15 protein-coding genes are annotated in these 15,715 nt (G+C 59.9%); 10 read left to right on the top strand and 5 right to left on the bottom strand.

What is annotated here, in order from left to right:
* Positions 1–13 precede the first annotated feature (13 nt).
* Positions 14–931 (top strand): UDP-3-O-acyl-N-acetylglucosamine deacetylase, encoded by a 918-nt coding sequence (gene lpxC, locus FCS96_RS13725; RefSeq protein WP_138440933.1) that lies wholly within the window; start codon positions 14–16, stop codon positions 929–931.
* 10 nt (positions 932–941) lie between these two features.
* Here lpxC and FCS96_RS13720 read toward each other — a convergent pair whose 3' ends face one another.
* Positions 942–1,388, bottom strand: coding sequence for a DUF721 domain-containing protein (locus tag FCS96_RS13720; RefSeq protein WP_138440932.1), 447 nt, complete (start codon positions 1,386–1,388; stop codon positions 942–944).
* Positions 1,389–1,619: 231 nt separating this feature from the next.
* Between FCS96_RS13720 and FCS96_RS13715 the strand changes: the two genes are divergently transcribed.
* The 6 genes from FCS96_RS13715 (at position 1,620) to ribA (ending at position 9,028) form a co-directional block, all read left to right on the top strand.
* Positions 1,620–2,555, top strand: a complete 936-nt coding sequence (locus FCS96_RS13715) for a M23 family metallopeptidase (RefSeq protein WP_228264105.1) — start codon at positions 1,620–1,622, stop codon at positions 2,553–2,555.
* Between the two features lie 195 nt (positions 2,556–2,750).
* Positions 2,751–5,495 (top strand): preprotein translocase subunit SecA, encoded by a 2,745-nt coding sequence (gene secA / locus FCS96_RS13710; RefSeq protein WP_138440930.1) that lies wholly within the window; start codon positions 2,751–2,753, stop codon positions 5,493–5,495.
* Between the two features lie 106 nt (positions 5,496–5,601).
* Positions 5,602–6,819 (top strand): bifunctional glutamate N-acetyltransferase/amino-acid acetyltransferase ArgJ, encoded by a 1,218-nt coding sequence (gene argJ, locus FCS96_RS13705; RefSeq protein ID WP_138440929.1) that lies wholly within the window; start codon positions 5,602–5,604, stop codon positions 6,817–6,819.
* 2 nt (positions 6,820–6,821) lie between these two features.
* Positions 6,822–7,799 (top strand): Nudix family hydrolase, encoded by a 978-nt coding sequence (locus FCS96_RS13700; RefSeq protein ID WP_138440928.1) that lies wholly within the window; start codon positions 6,822–6,824, stop codon positions 7,797–7,799.
* Positions 7,800–7,886: 87 nt separating this feature from the next.
* A complete protein-coding gene (gene moaC, locus FCS96_RS13695) occupies positions 7,887–8,375 on the top strand; it encodes a cyclic pyranopterin monophosphate synthase MoaC (RefSeq protein ID WP_138440927.1) in 489 nt (162 codons plus the stop codon).
* Positions 8,376–8,413: 38 nt separating this feature from the next.
* Entirely contained in the window at positions 8,414–9,028 is a 615-nt protein-coding gene (gene ribA / locus FCS96_RS13690; protein ID WP_138440926.1) for a GTP cyclohydrolase II, read from the top strand.
* Between the two features lie 102 nt (positions 9,029–9,130).
* Here ribA and dxs read toward each other — a convergent pair whose 3' ends face one another.
* The 4 genes from dxs to FCS96_RS13670 form a co-directional block, all read right to left on the bottom strand.
* A complete protein-coding gene (gene dxs / locus FCS96_RS13685) occupies positions 9,131–11,068 on the bottom strand; it encodes a 1-deoxy-D-xylulose-5-phosphate synthase (protein ID WP_138440925.1) in 1,938 nt (645 codons plus the stop codon).
* Positions 11,069–11,200: 132 nt separating this feature from the next.
* On the bottom strand, positions 11,201–12,097 hold the full coding sequence (locus FCS96_RS13680; RefSeq protein WP_138440924.1) for a polyprenyl synthetase family protein: 897 nt from the start codon (positions 12,095–12,097) through the stop codon (positions 11,201–11,203).
* Positions 12,097–12,351 (bottom strand): exodeoxyribonuclease VII small subunit, encoded by a 255-nt coding sequence (locus tag FCS96_RS13675; RefSeq protein WP_138440923.1) that lies wholly within the window; start codon positions 12,349–12,351, stop codon positions 12,097–12,099. Before FCS96_RS13675 ends, FCS96_RS13680 begins: the two co-directional genes overlap by 1 nt.
* Before the next feature lie 54 nt (positions 12,352–12,405).
* The gene (locus tag FCS96_RS13670) at positions 12,406–13,179 is read right to left on the bottom strand and encodes an NRDE family protein (RefSeq protein ID WP_138440922.1); all 774 of its coding nucleotides are present in this window, start codon (positions 13,177–13,179) and stop codon (positions 12,406–12,408) included.
* Between the two features lie 89 nt (positions 13,180–13,268).
* Here FCS96_RS13670 and FCS96_RS13665 point away from each other — a divergent pair, with 89 nt between their 5' ends.
* From FCS96_RS13665 to FCS96_RS13655, 3 genes are read left to right on the top strand one after another with little or no spacing between them, the layout of a single operon-like run.
* On the top strand, positions 13,269–14,066 hold the full coding sequence (locus FCS96_RS13665; RefSeq protein WP_138440987.1) for a sulfite exporter TauE/SafE family protein: 798 nt from the start codon (positions 13,269–13,271) through the stop codon (positions 14,064–14,066).
* Positions 14,067–14,076: 10 nt separating this feature from the next.
* The gene (gene lgt / locus FCS96_RS13660; protein ID WP_138440921.1) at positions 14,077–14,865 is read left to right on the top strand and encodes a prolipoprotein diacylglyceryl transferase; all 789 of its coding nucleotides are present in this window, start codon (positions 14,077–14,079) and stop codon (positions 14,863–14,865) included.
* Positions 14,862–15,701 (top strand): thymidylate synthase, encoded by an 840-nt coding sequence (locus FCS96_RS13655; RefSeq protein ID WP_138440920.1) that lies wholly within the window; start codon positions 14,862–14,864, stop codon positions 15,699–15,701. Before lgt ends, FCS96_RS13655 begins: the two co-directional genes overlap by 4 nt.
* Positions 15,702–15,715 lie beyond the last annotated feature (14 nt).

Here is a 15,715-nt window from a genome sequence, read left to right as displayed (position 1 = left end):
GAATAATGAACCGATGATCAGACAACGGACACTTAAAAACACTATCCGTGCTACCGGTGTAGGGCTGCACTCCGGGGAGAAGGTTTACCTTACCCTGAAGCCCGCCCCGGTAGACTCAGGCATTATCTTCCGGAGGACCGATCTGGACCCGATGGTCGAGATTCGTGCCTGCGCGGAAAATGTGGGTGAGACCATGCTGTCTACGACGCTGGTAAAAGACGGTGTTCGTGTGGCGACAGTAGAGCATTTGCTGTCGGCAATGGCTGGTCTCGGTATCGATAACTGCTTCGTGGAACTCAGCGCTGCTGAAGTGCCGATCATGGATGGTTCCGCTGGGCCGTTCGTGTTTCTGCTTCAGTCTGCCGGCATTGCCGAGCAGGAAGCGGCTAAGCGTTTCATCCGCATCAAGCGGGAAGTGACTCTTGAAGAAGGCGACAAGAAGGCGACCTTCCTGCCGTTTGAAGGCTTCAAGGTCAGCTTCGGCATCGACTTTGACCACCCGGTGTTCAAGGGTCGTGCCCAGACCGCAACCGTCGACTTCTCCAGCACCTCGTTTGTAAAAGAGGTGAGCCGCGCTCGGACCTTCGGTTTCATGCGCGACATTGAGAAGCTGCGGGCGATGAACCTGGCCCTCGGTGGCAGTGTGGATAACGCCATTGTGGTTGACGACTACAAAATTCTTAACGAAGACGGTCTTCGTTACGATGACGAGTTTGTTAAGCACAAGGTGCTGGACGCCATCGGTGACCTGTACCTGCTGGGTAATAGCCTTATTGGTGAGTTTCGTGGCATCAAATCCGGTCACGATCTGAATAATAAGCTACTGCGCAAGCTCAGGGCGGAAGAGGACGCGTGGGAAGTGGTTACCTTCGATGACGAAGCGACCGCGCCCATCTCCTACATGAAGCCTGTGCTGGCGGCCCCGGCTTAAGGCAGGACGCCTAATCCCGGACGTGGCTTGCGAGTTTTTCGAGAACCTCGCGTAGTTTTTTATCCTTCGTGTGCCCGGCTTCCTCTTTGAGGAGCTGGGCATTTTCTTTGCTCAGGGGTGCTTTTGTGAACCTGGGGGCGTCCCGGAATCTTGGCGGGACGACCTTAACCTTGAGTTTCCAGACGAACTGGAACAGCTCGTTTTCCCGCACACTCTGCATGATCTCGTGCTGGCGGAAGCGAATCTGGCTGGCCTTGCCAGCGTTCTCTGCGGACAGAATCAGTTCACCTTCCTGACAGCTGACAAACCGTGTGCCCTCGGCAAGCGAGCCGGGTAGCGCGGACAGTACCTGCTCCTCAGCCTGGCGATGAAGTTCCGCTTTGGTCATGAGCTCTTTCAGGACCGGGGTGCCACCGAGCTTGTCAAAGCTTGCTTTCTGTTCGCTTTTTCGCTTCATGGGCGGGTTTTCACTCGACGAGTTTGTTTACGATTGGTTACACTTCGGCACGGTTTATGCGTAGTGCCCGTACTAGACTCGTTTTACATTGTCTTCACGAAGTATGTCTACCCGGGCGCTACGACTTCTCAGTACGTAGTTGTTGTCATGGATGGCAAGCCCATATGGAAATTTCCGGGGCGCAACACTACAGGACACAGGTTGCGACTCAAGATGAAATCAGAAAATGATATGAATATTATCCTCGTTGGCAGGCATCACGGGCAATCCCGCGTGGTGGCACTGAATGCGCCGGTGGCCGTGGGCGTGCTTTGCCTGTTACTGGCTGTGCTTGGCATAGCGGGCTGGGCAGGTTATCAGGTTGCGGTCAGCAAGGCCGAGGCCGCAAAACCGACACCGTCTGCCCTGGTGGCTCATTGGCAGGCGCGACTGGACGAGCAGAAGTCGGAATTGTCGATGGTACAACAGGAAGTGCAGCAGCAGATTGATGCACTCACCCTCCGCCTGGGCCAGATACAAGGTCGCCTACTGCGGCTGGATGCGTTGGGACAGCGTTTTGTCGAGTCCGGGCTGGTTGCGAGCGAAGAGTTCAATTTTGATGAGCCGGCCGCGGTTGGTGGTCCGGAAGGCAGCGGCGAGCGCGAATCCTTTAGCGCACCGGCACTGACCCGAATGATTGAGCGCCTGGAAGAACAGCTGGACGACCGGGAGCAGCAATTGCGGCTGCTGGACAAGTTGGCATCGCGGCAGAAGCTCGAAGAGGAAATGTTTGTTGAAGGCCGGCCGATAACCTGGGGTTGGCTCTCCTCCAAGTACGGTTACCGTTCGGATCCCTTTAATGGCAAGCGCACCTGGCATGACGGCGTCGACCTGGCTGGCAAGGAAGGCAGTGATATTATTTCGGTCGCTGGTGGCGTCGTAACCTGGGCCGGCGAGCGATATGGCTACGGAAACCTGGTTGAAATCGACCATGGTGATGGCCTGGTCACCCGCTACGGCCACTGCAAGACCATTGAGGTCAGCGTCGGTGACGTTGTGCAGAAAGGGCAGGTAGTGGCCCTGATGGGCAGCACCGGCCGATCCACCGGCCCCCACGTGCACTTTGAAGTGCTGCACAATGGTCGTTCCAAGGATCCGGTGAAGTATATTGCCCGGTCCAGCAACTGAAGTTCCTTTCCGCTCCACGTAAGGGTTCCTTCCCTTACGTTCTGCTGTCCTGGCGTCCTCAACGTCGTCTTGACCGGCAGTTGGAACATCAACAAGTTATCCCAATCTGTACTGCCGTGAGCGCTACCTTTTTTCCGGTCGCGAAATAAGGTTAGAATGCCGGCTTCCTCCGATTAATCAAAGAAGCAGTGGTCTATGTTCACAAAGCTTGCAACCAAGATGTTCGGCAGTAAAAATGCCAGAGAAATCAAGCGTATGCGTAAGTCAGTAATGCGCATTAACGAACTTGAGGAACAGTTTGGCAATTTTTCCGACTCCGAACTGCAAGGCAAGACTGCTGAGTTCAGGCGTCGAATTGAAGAAGGCGAGAGCCTGGACGCGTTGCTGCCGGAAGTATTTGCCACGGTTCGCGAAGCCAGCCGCCGGGTCATGGGTATGCGTCACTACGATGTCCAGCTGGTTGGTGGTATCACCCTGCACGAAGGCCACATTGCAGAGATGAAAACCGGTGAGGGTAAGACCCTGGTGGCAACCGCATCGGTGTACCTGAATGCTCTGCCGGGTAAAGGCGTTCACGTGGTAACCGTGAACGATTACCTGGCACGTCGTGATGCCGATTGGATGGGCAAGCTGTACCGGTTCCTGGGACTGCAGGTCGGCGTTGTTGCCTCCGGTCAGCCGCAGGAAGAGAAGCGTGCCGCCTACCAGGCCGACATTACCTACGGTACCAACAACGAATTTGGTTTCGATTACCTGCGCGACAACATGGCGTTCAGCACCGAAGACAAGGTGCAGCGTGGCCTGAATTACGCCATCGTGGATGAGGTTGACTCGATCCTGATCGACGAGGCGCGGACGCCGCTGATCATCTCTGGCGCCGCAGAGGACAGCTCCAAGCTCTACAAGGCGGTCAACGAGCTGATTCCGAATCTGGAACAGGGCGAAGTGCCGGAAGAAGGTGAACCTACTGGCGATTTCACCATCGATGAAAAGTCCCGTCAGGTTGAGTTGACCGAATCCGGTCACGAGCGCGTCGAAGAACTGCTGCTGGATCAGGGGCTGTTGGCCGAGGGCGAGAGTTTGTATTCGGCCTCAAACCTGAGCTTGCTGCACCACGTCCATTCGGCTCTGCGTGCCCATCACTTGTTCCAGAAGGACGTCGACTACATCGTCCAGGGTGGTCAGGTGGTCATCGTAGACGAGCACACCGGCCGTACCATGCCGGGTCGTCGCTGGAGCGAAGGTCTGCACCAGGCTGTTGAGGCGAAGGAAGGCGTGAATATCCAGGCTGAGAGCCAGACCCTGGCTTCCACCACCTTCCAGAATTACTTCCGTCTCTACGACAAGCTCGCGGGGATGACCGGTACCGCTGACACCGAAGCGTTTGAATTCCGCCAGATCTATGGCCTGGATGTGGTGGTGATTCCGCCCAACAAGCCGATCCAGCGTATCGATTACAACGACCTGATCTACCTGACCCAGGAAGAGAAATTCCACGCCATCATCGATGAGATCAAGGATGTCACCACCGAGGGCCGTCCTATCCTGGTGGGTACCGCGTCCATTGAGGCGTCCGAGCTGTTGTCGATGCTGCTGAAAAAGGCGCGCATTGATCACAAGATCCTGAACGCCAAGCAGCACGATTCCGAAGCCCTGATCATTGCCCAGGCCGGTCGCCCCGGTGCGGTCACCATCGCCACCAACATGGCCGGTCGAGGTACCGACATCGTGCTGGGTGGTAACTGGGAATTCGAAGTCGCGGACATGGACAATCCGTCTGAGGAAGACGTAGCCAAGATCAAGGCCGAGTGGACCGAGCGCCACAACCATGTGCTGGATGCCGGCGGCCTGCACATCATCGGTACCGAGCGGCACGAATCCCGCCGCATCGACAACCAGCTGCGCGGTCGTGCCGGTCGCCAGGGCGATCCGGGTTCCTCTCGCTTCTTCCTGTCGCTGGAAGACAACCTCATGCGGATCTTTGCGCCGGATCGGGTCAAGAGCCTGATGCAGGCCATGGGCATGAAGAAGGGCGAGGCCATAGAGCACCGGATGGTGACCAATGCCATCGAGAAGTCCCAGCGTAAGGTTGAAGGCCGCAACTTCGATATGCGCAAGACGCTGCTGGAATACGACGACGTCGCCAACGACCAGCGTACGGTGATCTACGAGCAGCGCAACGAAGTGATGTCCTCGGAGGACATCTCTGAGATGGTTGATACCATCCGTGCCGACGTGGTCGACACCATGGTCAGCGAATACATTCCGCCCCAGAGCATGCCGGAACAGTGGGATGTGGCCGGGCTGGAATCCCAGCTGCAGTCCGAGATGTCTATCGAGCTACCAGTGCAGAAGTGGCTGGACGAAGACAGCAACCTGCACGAAGAGAGCCTGCGTCAGAAGATCCTCGACGAAATCGTCACTGCGTATAAGGGCAAGGAAGAGATTGCCGGCGCCGAGGCCATGCGCAAGTTCGAAAAGCAGGTCTTCCTGCAGGTGCTGGATACGTTGTGGAAAGAGCACCTGTCGAACATGGATCACCTGCGTCGTGGTATCCACCTGCGCGGTTATGCCCAGAAGAACCCGAAGCAGGAATACAAGCGCGAAGCGTTTAACCTGTTCCAGGACATGCTCGAAACCATGAAGCGCGATGTTACCCGGGTGCTTTGCCATGTCCGGGTCCAGAGCCGGGAAGAGATGGAAGAAGTCGAGCGCCGCCGCAAGCTGGAGCTGGAGCAGGAACTGGCTCGCGCCCGCCTGCGTCACGACGAGACCAGCGCCACGGCCGAGAGTGCCGCCGAAGGTGCTGGTCGGGGTGAGCAGCAGGCTGGCGCTACGCCGGAAACCTTTGTCCGTCAGGAGCGCAAGGTGGGGCGCAACGAACCCTGTCCGTGCGGATCCGGCAAGAAGTACAAGCAATGCCATGGTAAGGTCAGTTAATCGTCGAGACTGAACCAAGGTTCAAGACCCGCAACCTGACATCCTCAGGCTGCGGGTTTTTACGTTATGAATTGCCTGTTTAAGGCATTGTCAGAGGAGATGCAGGATGGCAGTAGGTCCCGGAACCTTGCCCGATTTTTTCCCGGTGGCCGGCGTCAAGCTGGGCATTGCCAGCGCCGGTATCAAGAAGCCCGGCCGAAAGGACATTGTGGTGTTCGAACTGGCGCCGGATAGCCGGGTCGCTGGTATCTTTACCCGTAACCAGTTCTGCGCCGCACCGGTCACCCTGAGCCGACAGCACCTGGCCGCAAAGGCACCGCGTTACCTGCTGATAAATACCGGCAATGCCAACGCTGGGACTGGTGAGCGCGGCATGACCGATGCCGTGGCTTGCTGCACTGCACTGGCACAGCAGGCCGGTGTCAGCGCCACTGAGGTGCTGCCATTCTCGACCGGTGTGATCGGTGAGCCGCTGCCGGTAGCGAAAATTGTCGATGCCCTGCCGGATGCACTCGCCAGTACCGACGAAGGGCGCTGGGAAGAAGCGGCCAGCGGCATCATGACCACCGACACCCGGCCCAAGGGTGCGTCCTGCCGGCTGGATCTTGGCGGCCACACCGTAACCATTTCCGGGATCAGCAAGGGCGCGGGCATGATTCGCCCGAACATGGCCACCATGCTGGGCTTCATCGCCACCGACGCCCGCATCGAGCCGCAACTGCTGCAGACCCTGGCCTATGAGCTGGGCGAGAAGTCGTTCAACCGCATTACCATCGATGGCGATACCTCCACCAACGACTGCTGCATGTTGATGGCCAGCGGCCAGTACACGGGGCCCGAGATTACCGCCGACAACCCTGAGCTGCCCGAGTTGCGTGAAGCCCTGCGCCAGGTCTACCTGGACCTGGCACACGCCATCGTGCGCGACGGCGAGGGTGCCACCAAATTTGTCACTATTGACGTCAGCGGCGCTGCGACTCAGCAGGAGGCGCTGGATGTGGCCTACACCGTGGCGCACTCGCCCCTGGTGAAAACCGCGCTGTTTGCTTCCGACCCGAACTGGGGCCGGATTCTGGCCGCGGTTGGCCGCGCCGGCGTTCCGGATCTCGATCTCAATGCCCTGGAGATCTTCCTGGGTGAGGTCTGCCTGGTTCGTAACGGCGGCCGTGCCGACGATTACTCGGAAGCCCGTGGGCAGGCGGTCATGGATCGAGAGGACATCACTATCGCCATTGATCTCAAACGCGGCACAGTGAACGAAACTGTCTGGACCTGTGATTTTTCCCATGACTACGTGACCATTAACGCCGAGTACCGGACCTGAGCATGACAGAGGTTGCCACGCCGATCCGTGAGATCCACGTTGCCGTCGCGGTGATCATCCGTGACGGTCGGGTGCTGATTGCCCGGCGTCCAGACCACACCCACCAGGGTGGGCTGCTGGAGTTTCCCGGCGGCAAGGTTGAGCCGGGTGAAACCGTCCAGCAGGCACTGGTGCGTGAGATTGCCGAGGAAACCGCTCTGGCGGTACCGGAGGCGTCCCTTGAGCCGGTTATCGGCATTCGCCATGACTATGGTGACAAGCGGGTGTTCCTGGACGTGTGGCGCACCTCAGAGGCCGTCGGTGAGGCCGTAGGCTGTGAAGGTCAGCCCATCGCCTGGCTGGCGCCGGAAGAGCTGCAGGATGATCAGTTCCCGGCCGCCAATCGCCCCATCATCCGAGCCCTGCGGTTACCCTCGGCGCTGGCGATCACCGGCACCATCACCACCGTCGACGGTGGCGTTGCGAGCCTGCAGGCTGCGCTTGCGGATCTAGTACAGGAGCGGCCTTTAATAGTACTTCGAGCTCAGGAATTGGCGTCAGCCGCTTACCGAGAGTTAGCACAGCAGGCTCTGGCAGTGTGCCGGCGTGCCGACACCGGATTGATCGTCCACGGGGCTCCGGCAAGGTTCGCCGACACCCCGGGTGCGGCGGGGCTGCACCTGCCGTGGCGCGAGGCGGCCAGCCTTGTTTCCCGACCGGTGCCGTCGCAGGCCTGGCTTGGTGTGTCCTGCCACAGCGCTGATCAGCTTGCCCACGCGGTCGAGATTGGGGCGGACTACGCCACCCTGGGGCCGGTGCGGGCCACGGCCACCCATCCCGGGGCAGAGGGCATCGGATGGGACGCGTTTCGGGGGATGGCGGCTACGGCAACAATTCCTGTGTTCGGGCTGGGCGGCCTGAACCCTGAAGACATTGCTCGTGCCCGCAACGAGGGTGGTCAGGGCGTTGCTGGCATCCGGTTTTGGTGGCCGCAGCACTGACGGTTATCCGGGGTTGTGACGCCCATCTCTGGTATGCTTTTAATCCTGCCGATCGAATTCCTCATTCAAGACAGTTTTGGAGACGCCGTGAGTAAGTTAACGCACCTGGATGACAATGGCGAAGCCCGCATGGTCGATGTCACTGACAAGGCTGTGACCGAGCGCGAAGCCAGGGCCGAGGCCACCATTCGCATGACCCCGGAAACCCTGAACATGATCGTTGCGGGCGATCACCCTAAGGGGGATGTGCTTGCGGTGGCGCGCATTGCCGGCATCATGGCCGCGAAAAAGACCCACGAGCTGATTCCGCTTTGCCACTCGCTCAATCTGACCTCGGTCAAGGTTGAGCTGGCTCCCGGCGAGGACGGCGCCTCGGTGCATATTCAGACCCGATGCAAACTCTCGGGGCAGACGGGTGTCGAAATGGAAGCCCTGACCGCCGCCAGCGTTGCGGCGCTGACTCTGTACGATATGTGCAAGGCGGTAGATCGCGGGATGGAAATTGGTGCGGTGCGACTGCTGGAAAAGAAAGGCGGACGCAGCGGCCACTGGGTATCACCGACAGCCGCGTGCTAGAATGCGCGGCCAGATTGACTGAACCACGAGGAACCACTGTGGCTGTTCGTTACATCCAGACCTGCCGCTTGCCGACCCCGTTCGGCGTTTTTGACATGCACGGCTTTGAGGAACCGGATACGGGTAAAGAGCACGTGGCCCTGACCTTGGGTAAACTGGACGAGAACGAGCCCATGCTGGCCCGTACACACTCCGAATGCCTCACCGGCGATGCGCTGTACAGCATGCGCTGTGACTGCGGCTACCAACTGGAAGAAGCCTTGCGCAGTATCGCCCGGGAAGGCCGGGGCATCCTCATGTACCTGCGTCAGGAAGGCCGCGGTATTGGCCTGCTGAACAAGATCCGTGCCTACAACCTTCAGGATCAGGGCGCAGATACCGTTGAGGCCAACGAGCAGCTTGGTTTCGCCGCGGATCTCCGGGACTACAGCATGTGTAAGGACATGCTGGAGCATCTGGGCATCAAGAGCCTGAGGCTGATGACCAACAACCCGAGAAAGGTCAAAGCCCTGGAGTCGTACGGTATCGATATCACCGAGCGGGTACCGCTGCACGTGGGCCGGAACCCGCACAACGAGCACTACCTGGACACCAAGCAGAGCAAGCTTGGGCACTGGCTGGAAACCCATCAGGACGACGATCTCACCGACTGAGGTCGGGATACTTTCCCTGTTGCATGAAAAAGCCCGCCAAATGGCGGGCTTTTTTGTGGTGGCGGTTCAGCGCTATCCAACAGTTCAGGACTGTCTACCAGTTCAAGACTGTTTCACTGCCTTCAGGCTCTGACGCTGCAAGCGCTCAATGCGCCCTTCGATGGCGATGCGGATGCCGTCGGCATCGAGGCCGCAGTCATGCAACAGTTCGCCGTGCTTGCCGTGATCAATAAAGGTGTCCAGCAGGCCCAGCTGCAGCACCGGCATCTGTACCTCGCGATGGTTCAGGAACTCGGTCACCGCGCTGCCGGCACCTCCGGCAATGGCGTTCTCTTCAAGTGTCACCAGTAACTCGTGCTGCTCGGCCAGGGCGACGATCAGCTCCTCGTCCAGTGGCTTCACAAAGCGCATGTCCGCCACCGTCGCACCCAGAGCCTCAGCTGCCTCCAGCGCAGGAGTCAGAAGCGTACCGAAGTTGAGGATGGCAATGCCGCTGCCGTCACGAACGCGCCGACCCTTGCCGATGGGCAGTCCGTCGAGGGACGGCTGGATCTCTGCGCCAGGGCCAGTGCCACGGGGATATCGAACTGCAGCCGGGCCGCTGAACATCAGGCCGGTTTGCAGCAGCTGACGGGTTTCATTTTCATCCGACGGCGTCATCACCAGCATGTTCGGGATGCAGCGAAGGTAGCTGATATCGAAGGCGCCGGCGTGGGTCGGGCCGTCTTCGCCCACAAGCCCGGCCCGGTCGATCGCAAACAGCACGTCCAGGTTTTGGATCGCAACGTCGTGGATCAGCTGGTCGTAACCCCGTTGCAGAAAGGTCGAGTAGATCGCCAGTACCGGTTTGGCGCCATCACAGGCCAGTCCAGCAGCCAGAGTTACCGAATGCTGCTCGGCAATGGCGACATCGAAATACCGCTCAGGATAGCGTTCGGCAAACGCCAGCAGATCCGAGCCCTCGCACATGGCGGGGGTAATACCAACCACCCGTTCGTCCTGCGCTGCGGTGTCGCACAGCCACTGGCCAAAGACGTTGGCGTACTTGGGCTTGGCCGGCTTGGGGGTGACCGGTTCGGGTTTGTGGGCCGGCACTGGCTCGATCTTGTTGATGGCGTGATAGCCAATTGGGTCGGCTTCGGCCGGCGCGAACCCTTTGCCCTTGGTGGTTACCACGTGCAGGAACTGGGGTCCTTCCAGTTCCCGGATGTTTTCCAGAGTCTCGACCAGCAACGGCAAGTCATGGCCATCAATGGGGCCGATGTAATTGAAGCCCAGTTCCTCGAACAGGGTGCCGGGGGCAATCATGCCCTTGAAATGCTCTTCGGTTTTCTTGGCCAGGGCCATCAGGTGCGGCGCGCCCTGAAGCACCTTCTTGCTGCTGTCGCGAACCTGATTGTAGGTCCGGCTGGCCAGCAGCTTGGCGAAGTAATTGGAGAGTCCACCGACATTGCGGGAGATCGACATGTCGTTGTCGTTCAGGATCACCAGCATGTCGGAGTGGAGGTGGCCGGCGTGGTTCAGGGCCTCGAAAGCCATGCCCGCGGTCATCGCACCGTCGCCGATGACCGCAATACTCTTGCGACCGGTATTCTGCATACGGGCGGCGATGGCCATGCCCAGGGCGGCACTGATGGAGGTGCTGGAATGACCCACACCAAAGGTGTCGTACTCGCTCTCGGCCCGCTTCGGGAAGCCGGCCAGGCCGTCCTTGCGGCGAATGGTGCCCATCTGTTCCCGTCGGCCCGTGAGGATCTTATGGGGGTAGGCCTGGTGACCTACGTCCCAGACCAGCCGGTCTTCCGGAGTATTGAAGACATAGTGCAAGGCCACGGTCAGCTCAAGTACGCCAAGACCGGCGCCAAAATGACCCCCGGTCTGGCCCACAGACCACAGCAGAAACGCGCGCAGTTCCCGGGCCAGCTGGGTGAGCTGCTCAGCCGGCAGCTCTCGCAGCTGAGCCGGTGCATCGATCCGGTCCAGCAGCGGGGTGTTCGGCCGCTGTGACGGAATTTCCTTGAATGTGTAAGTGTCCTGCATCTGCTCGGGTCTTTTCCGGAATGTTCGGCAACTGCCTGGCATTATAGGGGAACAGGGCTGCCTGTTTCACACCTATCGGGCCAGTTGTTACGCATTGATTAAAGTCAGTGTGCGCCCTTCGGGGGCTGGGGTTCAATGGGTTCGTGCCACCACGTAATCCGCCATTGCCCGCAAGGGGTCTGCCTCGGGGCCGAAGGTCCGGAGACTCTCGAGCGCACTGGAAAGTAATGCGCCCAGGTGCTCCCGGGCACCTGACACGCCCAGCAGGGCCGGATATGTCGGCTTGGCTCGGGCGGCGTCTGAGCCCTGGGGTTTGCCGATCACCTCGGTGTCACCCTCGATATCCAGGAGATCGTCCTGAACCTGGAAGGCCAGGCCAAGGGCACGGGCATAGGCAGTCAGGTCCGTCAAAGTCGCTTCTGACACCGCCGGCGCAGTCAAGGCTCCGAGTCGTACGCTGGCCTCAATCAGGGCACCGGTCTTATGCCGATGCATGGTTTCGAGCTGGCTCAGAGACAGGGTCTTGCCTACCGACTCGAGATCGATGGCCTGACCACCAACCATGCCCAGATGGCCGCTGGCGCGAGCCAGCTCCTGGATCATCGCCAGTCGTGCCTCGGCACTGCCTTCGGTGTTGTTGGCCAGCAAGCCATAGGCCAGGGTCTGCAGGGCATCGCCGGCCAGAATGGCCGTCGCCTCGTCAAACGCAATGTGCGTGGTGGGACGACCCCGGCGCAGCTCGTCATCGTCCATGGCGGGCAGATCGTCGTGGATCAGGGAATAGGCGTGGATTAATTCCACCGAGCAGGCCGGTGCCAGGGCCTGGTCGCCGGCTTGTCCAACCGCCTTGGCTGCGGCGAGGCACAGCGCTGGACGGATGCGCTTGCCGCCGCCGAGGACGCTGTAGCGCATGGCTTCCTGGAGCCGCTCGGAGGCTGCACTCCGCTCGATGCGGCGATCCAGTTCGGCGTCCACCCGGACACGGCAGGTCTCAAGAAAGTCCATGGCCAGTTTGTGCTGATCAGTCATCAGTTGGCATCGTCCGGCTTGAATGGTCGGGTTTCCAGGGTGCCGTCGCTGTTCTGGACCAACTGCTCGACCCGCTGCTCGGCACTCTTCAGGGCCTGTTGGCATTCCCGGGTCAGTTTGACGCCCCGTTCGAATGCGGTCAGCGACTGCTCGAGAGAAAGTTCGCCCTGCTCGAGGTCCCGAACCAGCTTCTCCAGTTCATCGAGGGATTTTTCGAAGTCTGCAATGGATGTGGCGCCTTGTTCACTGGCCATCAGGGCCCTCCGATCGGGTGTCAGAATTTGGCGGATTATACCAGAGCTTGCAGGCTATCGCTGCCACTGGAAACGGCGATATTCAAGCGCTTGCGCATTGGAGCCCCAGCTCTGTTCACTGACCGTGATCTGGCCATGGCGAGACACGCTGACAATGGTGGTGGCACGGGTTCCGTAGGCGTCGCCGACAATAAACGGTGACGACAGGAAGCGCTCGGTCTCCAGGCCAACGCCGGTGTCGGGTAACAGGTCATCCGGTGCCGGGGTGGTGTCCTGGAGCAGAGGGATCAACGCCTGGTGCAGTTGGTCAGCGTCGCCACCGGACGACGCCACCACGTCGGCGACGTTCTGGCGGAGCCGCAGCAACTTTGGCCAGGGCGTTTGCAGCAGATGGTTGCTGAGCCCGTAGGCGCCGCGATGCACCCGTCGCCCCGGATGGGCGTCCCGGTTGCTGTAGTACCATCCGGACGCTTCGTTCAGGTATACCAGGTTAAAACCGGCGTATTGTTCGGTCCGGCTCGATAGCGAGCCGGCCAGAGCCGAAATGGGCTCCGCCAGAGCCCGAATCGGAAGTTCGCCGCGGCTGGTCTGGCCGGTTTCGGGGGAGCCTTCGCGGACATTGGTCACGGCACTGACGCGGCCGTCCCGAGCCACCGCAAGCCAGGTTCCACCCGACTGCAGATCGCGGCCAGCCAGAATTTCGGTGCTCTGTTCGGTGGTCCACCAGTCCATGGGCGCCGTTGGCCGGCGGAAAAATTCGTCCCGGTTGGCGGCCACCACCAGTGGAAAGTCAGGATGCTGGCCAAGGGTGAAAGCAATCAGGCACATGGCTTACGTGGCGCTCCGGGAGTTAATGAAGTTGCAAGTTGTGGTGTGTATCATACCAGCCTTGTTTTGCTGGGGGTGTGAGCCAGGTGATAACCCTGATTTACGTGTTTGCGTCCTATCTCGCGCTGGGCGCAGTAGCCGGGACTCTGGCGGGTCTTTTCGGTATCGGTGGCGGGCTCATTATTGTACCGGTGCTGATCTTCAGTTTTGGGCTGCAAGGGGTCAGCCCCGACGTGGCGGCGCATCTGGCGGTTGGCACCTCACTGGCGACCATCGTGTTTACCTCCCTGAGTTCGATTCGCTCGCACGACAAGCGCGGTGCCGTGCGCTGGGAAATTTTCCGGCCCATGGCCGTGGGTATCGTCATTGGCGCGGTCCTGGGAGCCTGGTCGGCGGCGCTATTGAGTGGGCCCACCCTGGAACTTGTCATCGGCGTGTTTGTCATTGCGGTGGCGATTAAAATGCTGGCCGGTGCCAACCCGAAACCTGGCCGGGATGTGCCCGGCCGCCCCGGGCTGGCGGCCTCCGGCGGAATCGTTGGCTGGGCGTCGGCGATCTTTGGCATTGGAGGTGGCACCCTGACAGTGCCGTACCTGAACTGGTGCAACGTGCGCATGCGGCAGGCGATTGGAACATCGGCAGCCTGCGGACTGCCTATTGCCGTTGCCGGTGCTTTGGGCAACGTCTGGACCGGCTGGCATCACCCCAGTCTGCCTGAGTACAGCGTGGGCTTTCTGTATTTGCCGGCAGTGCTCGGCATTGCGCTGACTAGCGTATTTTTCGCCCGCTTTGGTGCGGCGCTGGCGCATCACTTGGATGGTGTTGTGCTAAAACGAATTTTTGCCTTGGTCCTGCTTGTGATGGGACTCCGTTTTCTTCTGAGTTAAGAGGTAGTCGATGCTGCAACATCCCCAGATAGACCCAGTGGCCATCGCTATTGGTCCTCTCAAGATTCACTGGTATGGCCTGACTTATTTGGTTGGTTTTGTGGCGGGTTGGTGGCTGGGGCGGCTGCGCACCCGCAAGCCTTGGTCGCCAATCAATGAAGAACAGATGGGGGATCTGCTGTTCTATCTGGCACTGGGCGTGATTTTGGGTGGCCGTTTTGGCTACGTGATCTTCTACAACTTTGACGTCTTCCTGGCCGACCCGCTCTGGCTGTTGCGAGTCTGGGAGGGCGGCATGTCCTTCCACGGTGGCTTGCTGGGCGTGATGTTTGCGATATGGTGGTATGGCCGCAAGGTTGGCGCCGGTTTCTGGAAAATGGCCGATTTCGTGGCCCCGCTGGTGCCGGTCGGCCTCGGTGCCGGGCGCATTGGCAACTTCATCAACGGCGAACTCTGGGGCAAGCCGACCGACGTGTCCTGGGGCATGGTATTCCGCACCGCGCCGGACGCGCTGGCCCGACACCCCTCCCAGCTGTACCAGTTTGCCCTCGAAGGTGTGGCGCTGTTTGTTGTTCTTTGGTGGTTCTCCGCGAACCCCCGACCGAGAATGGCGGTGTCCGGCATGTTCCTGATCTTCTACGGTATCTTCCGGTTCATGGTGGAATTTGTGCGCGAGCCGGACCCACAGTTGGGTTACTTGGCCTTTGACTGGCTGACCATGGGGCAGGTGTTGTCGACCCCGATGATTTTGGCCGGTGCTGTACTCATGTTTATTGCTTATCGGAGAACTGCAGAATGAAAGCCTATCTCGACCTGATGCAGGACGTCGTGGATAACGGATTCAACAAAGGTGACCGAACCGGCGTCGGCACCCGATCCGTATTTGGCCGTCAGCTGCGTTTCAATCTGCAGGATGGTTTCCCCCTGGTGACCACCAAGAAGGTTCACCTGCGCAGCATCATTTACGAGCTGCTCTGGTTCCTGAACGGCTCCACCGACAATAACTGGCTGAAAGAGCGCAAGGTCTCGATCTGGAACGAGTGGGCGCTGGAAGACGGCGATCTCGGGCCGATCTACGGCAAGCAATGGCGCAGCTGGCAGTGCCCGGACGGCCGGGTAGTGGACCAGATCAGCGAGGTCATCGAGCAGATTAAAACCAAGCCCAACTCCCGCCGCCTGATTGTCTCGGCCTGGAATCCGGCTGAACTGCCGGACGAATCCATCGGCCCCCAGGACAATGTGCGCGAAGGCCGCATGGCGCTGGCCCCATGCCACTGCCTGTTCCAGTTCTACGTGGCCGACGGCAAGCTCTCCTGCCAGCTGTACCAGCGCAGTGCCGACCTGTTCCTCGGTGTGCCGTTCAATATCGCCTCCTACGCCTTGCTGACCCACATGATTGCCCAGCAATGCGATCTGGACGTGGGTGAGTTCGTGCACACCTTCGGCGATTGCCACCTGTACCAGAACCATCTGACCGACGACATCGTATTTGAGCAGCTCAAGCGCGAACCGCGTGAGTTGCCAAAGCTGGTCATCAAGCGCAAGCCGGCTTCGATCTTTGAGTACGAGCTGGAAGATTTCGAGTTTGAAGGTTACGAGCCATATCCGGTGATCAAGGCGCCGATCGCGATCTAAGTTGCGGTAGGCTG

This window comes from Marinobacter alexandrii (assembly GCF_005871205.1).
Taxonomy (GTDB): domain Bacteria; phylum Pseudomonadota; class Gammaproteobacteria; order Pseudomonadales; family Oleiphilaceae; genus Marinobacter; species Marinobacter alexandrii.
Note: the sequence above shows the minus strand (reverse complement) of the source record. Positions and strands in the feature narration are given on the sequence as shown.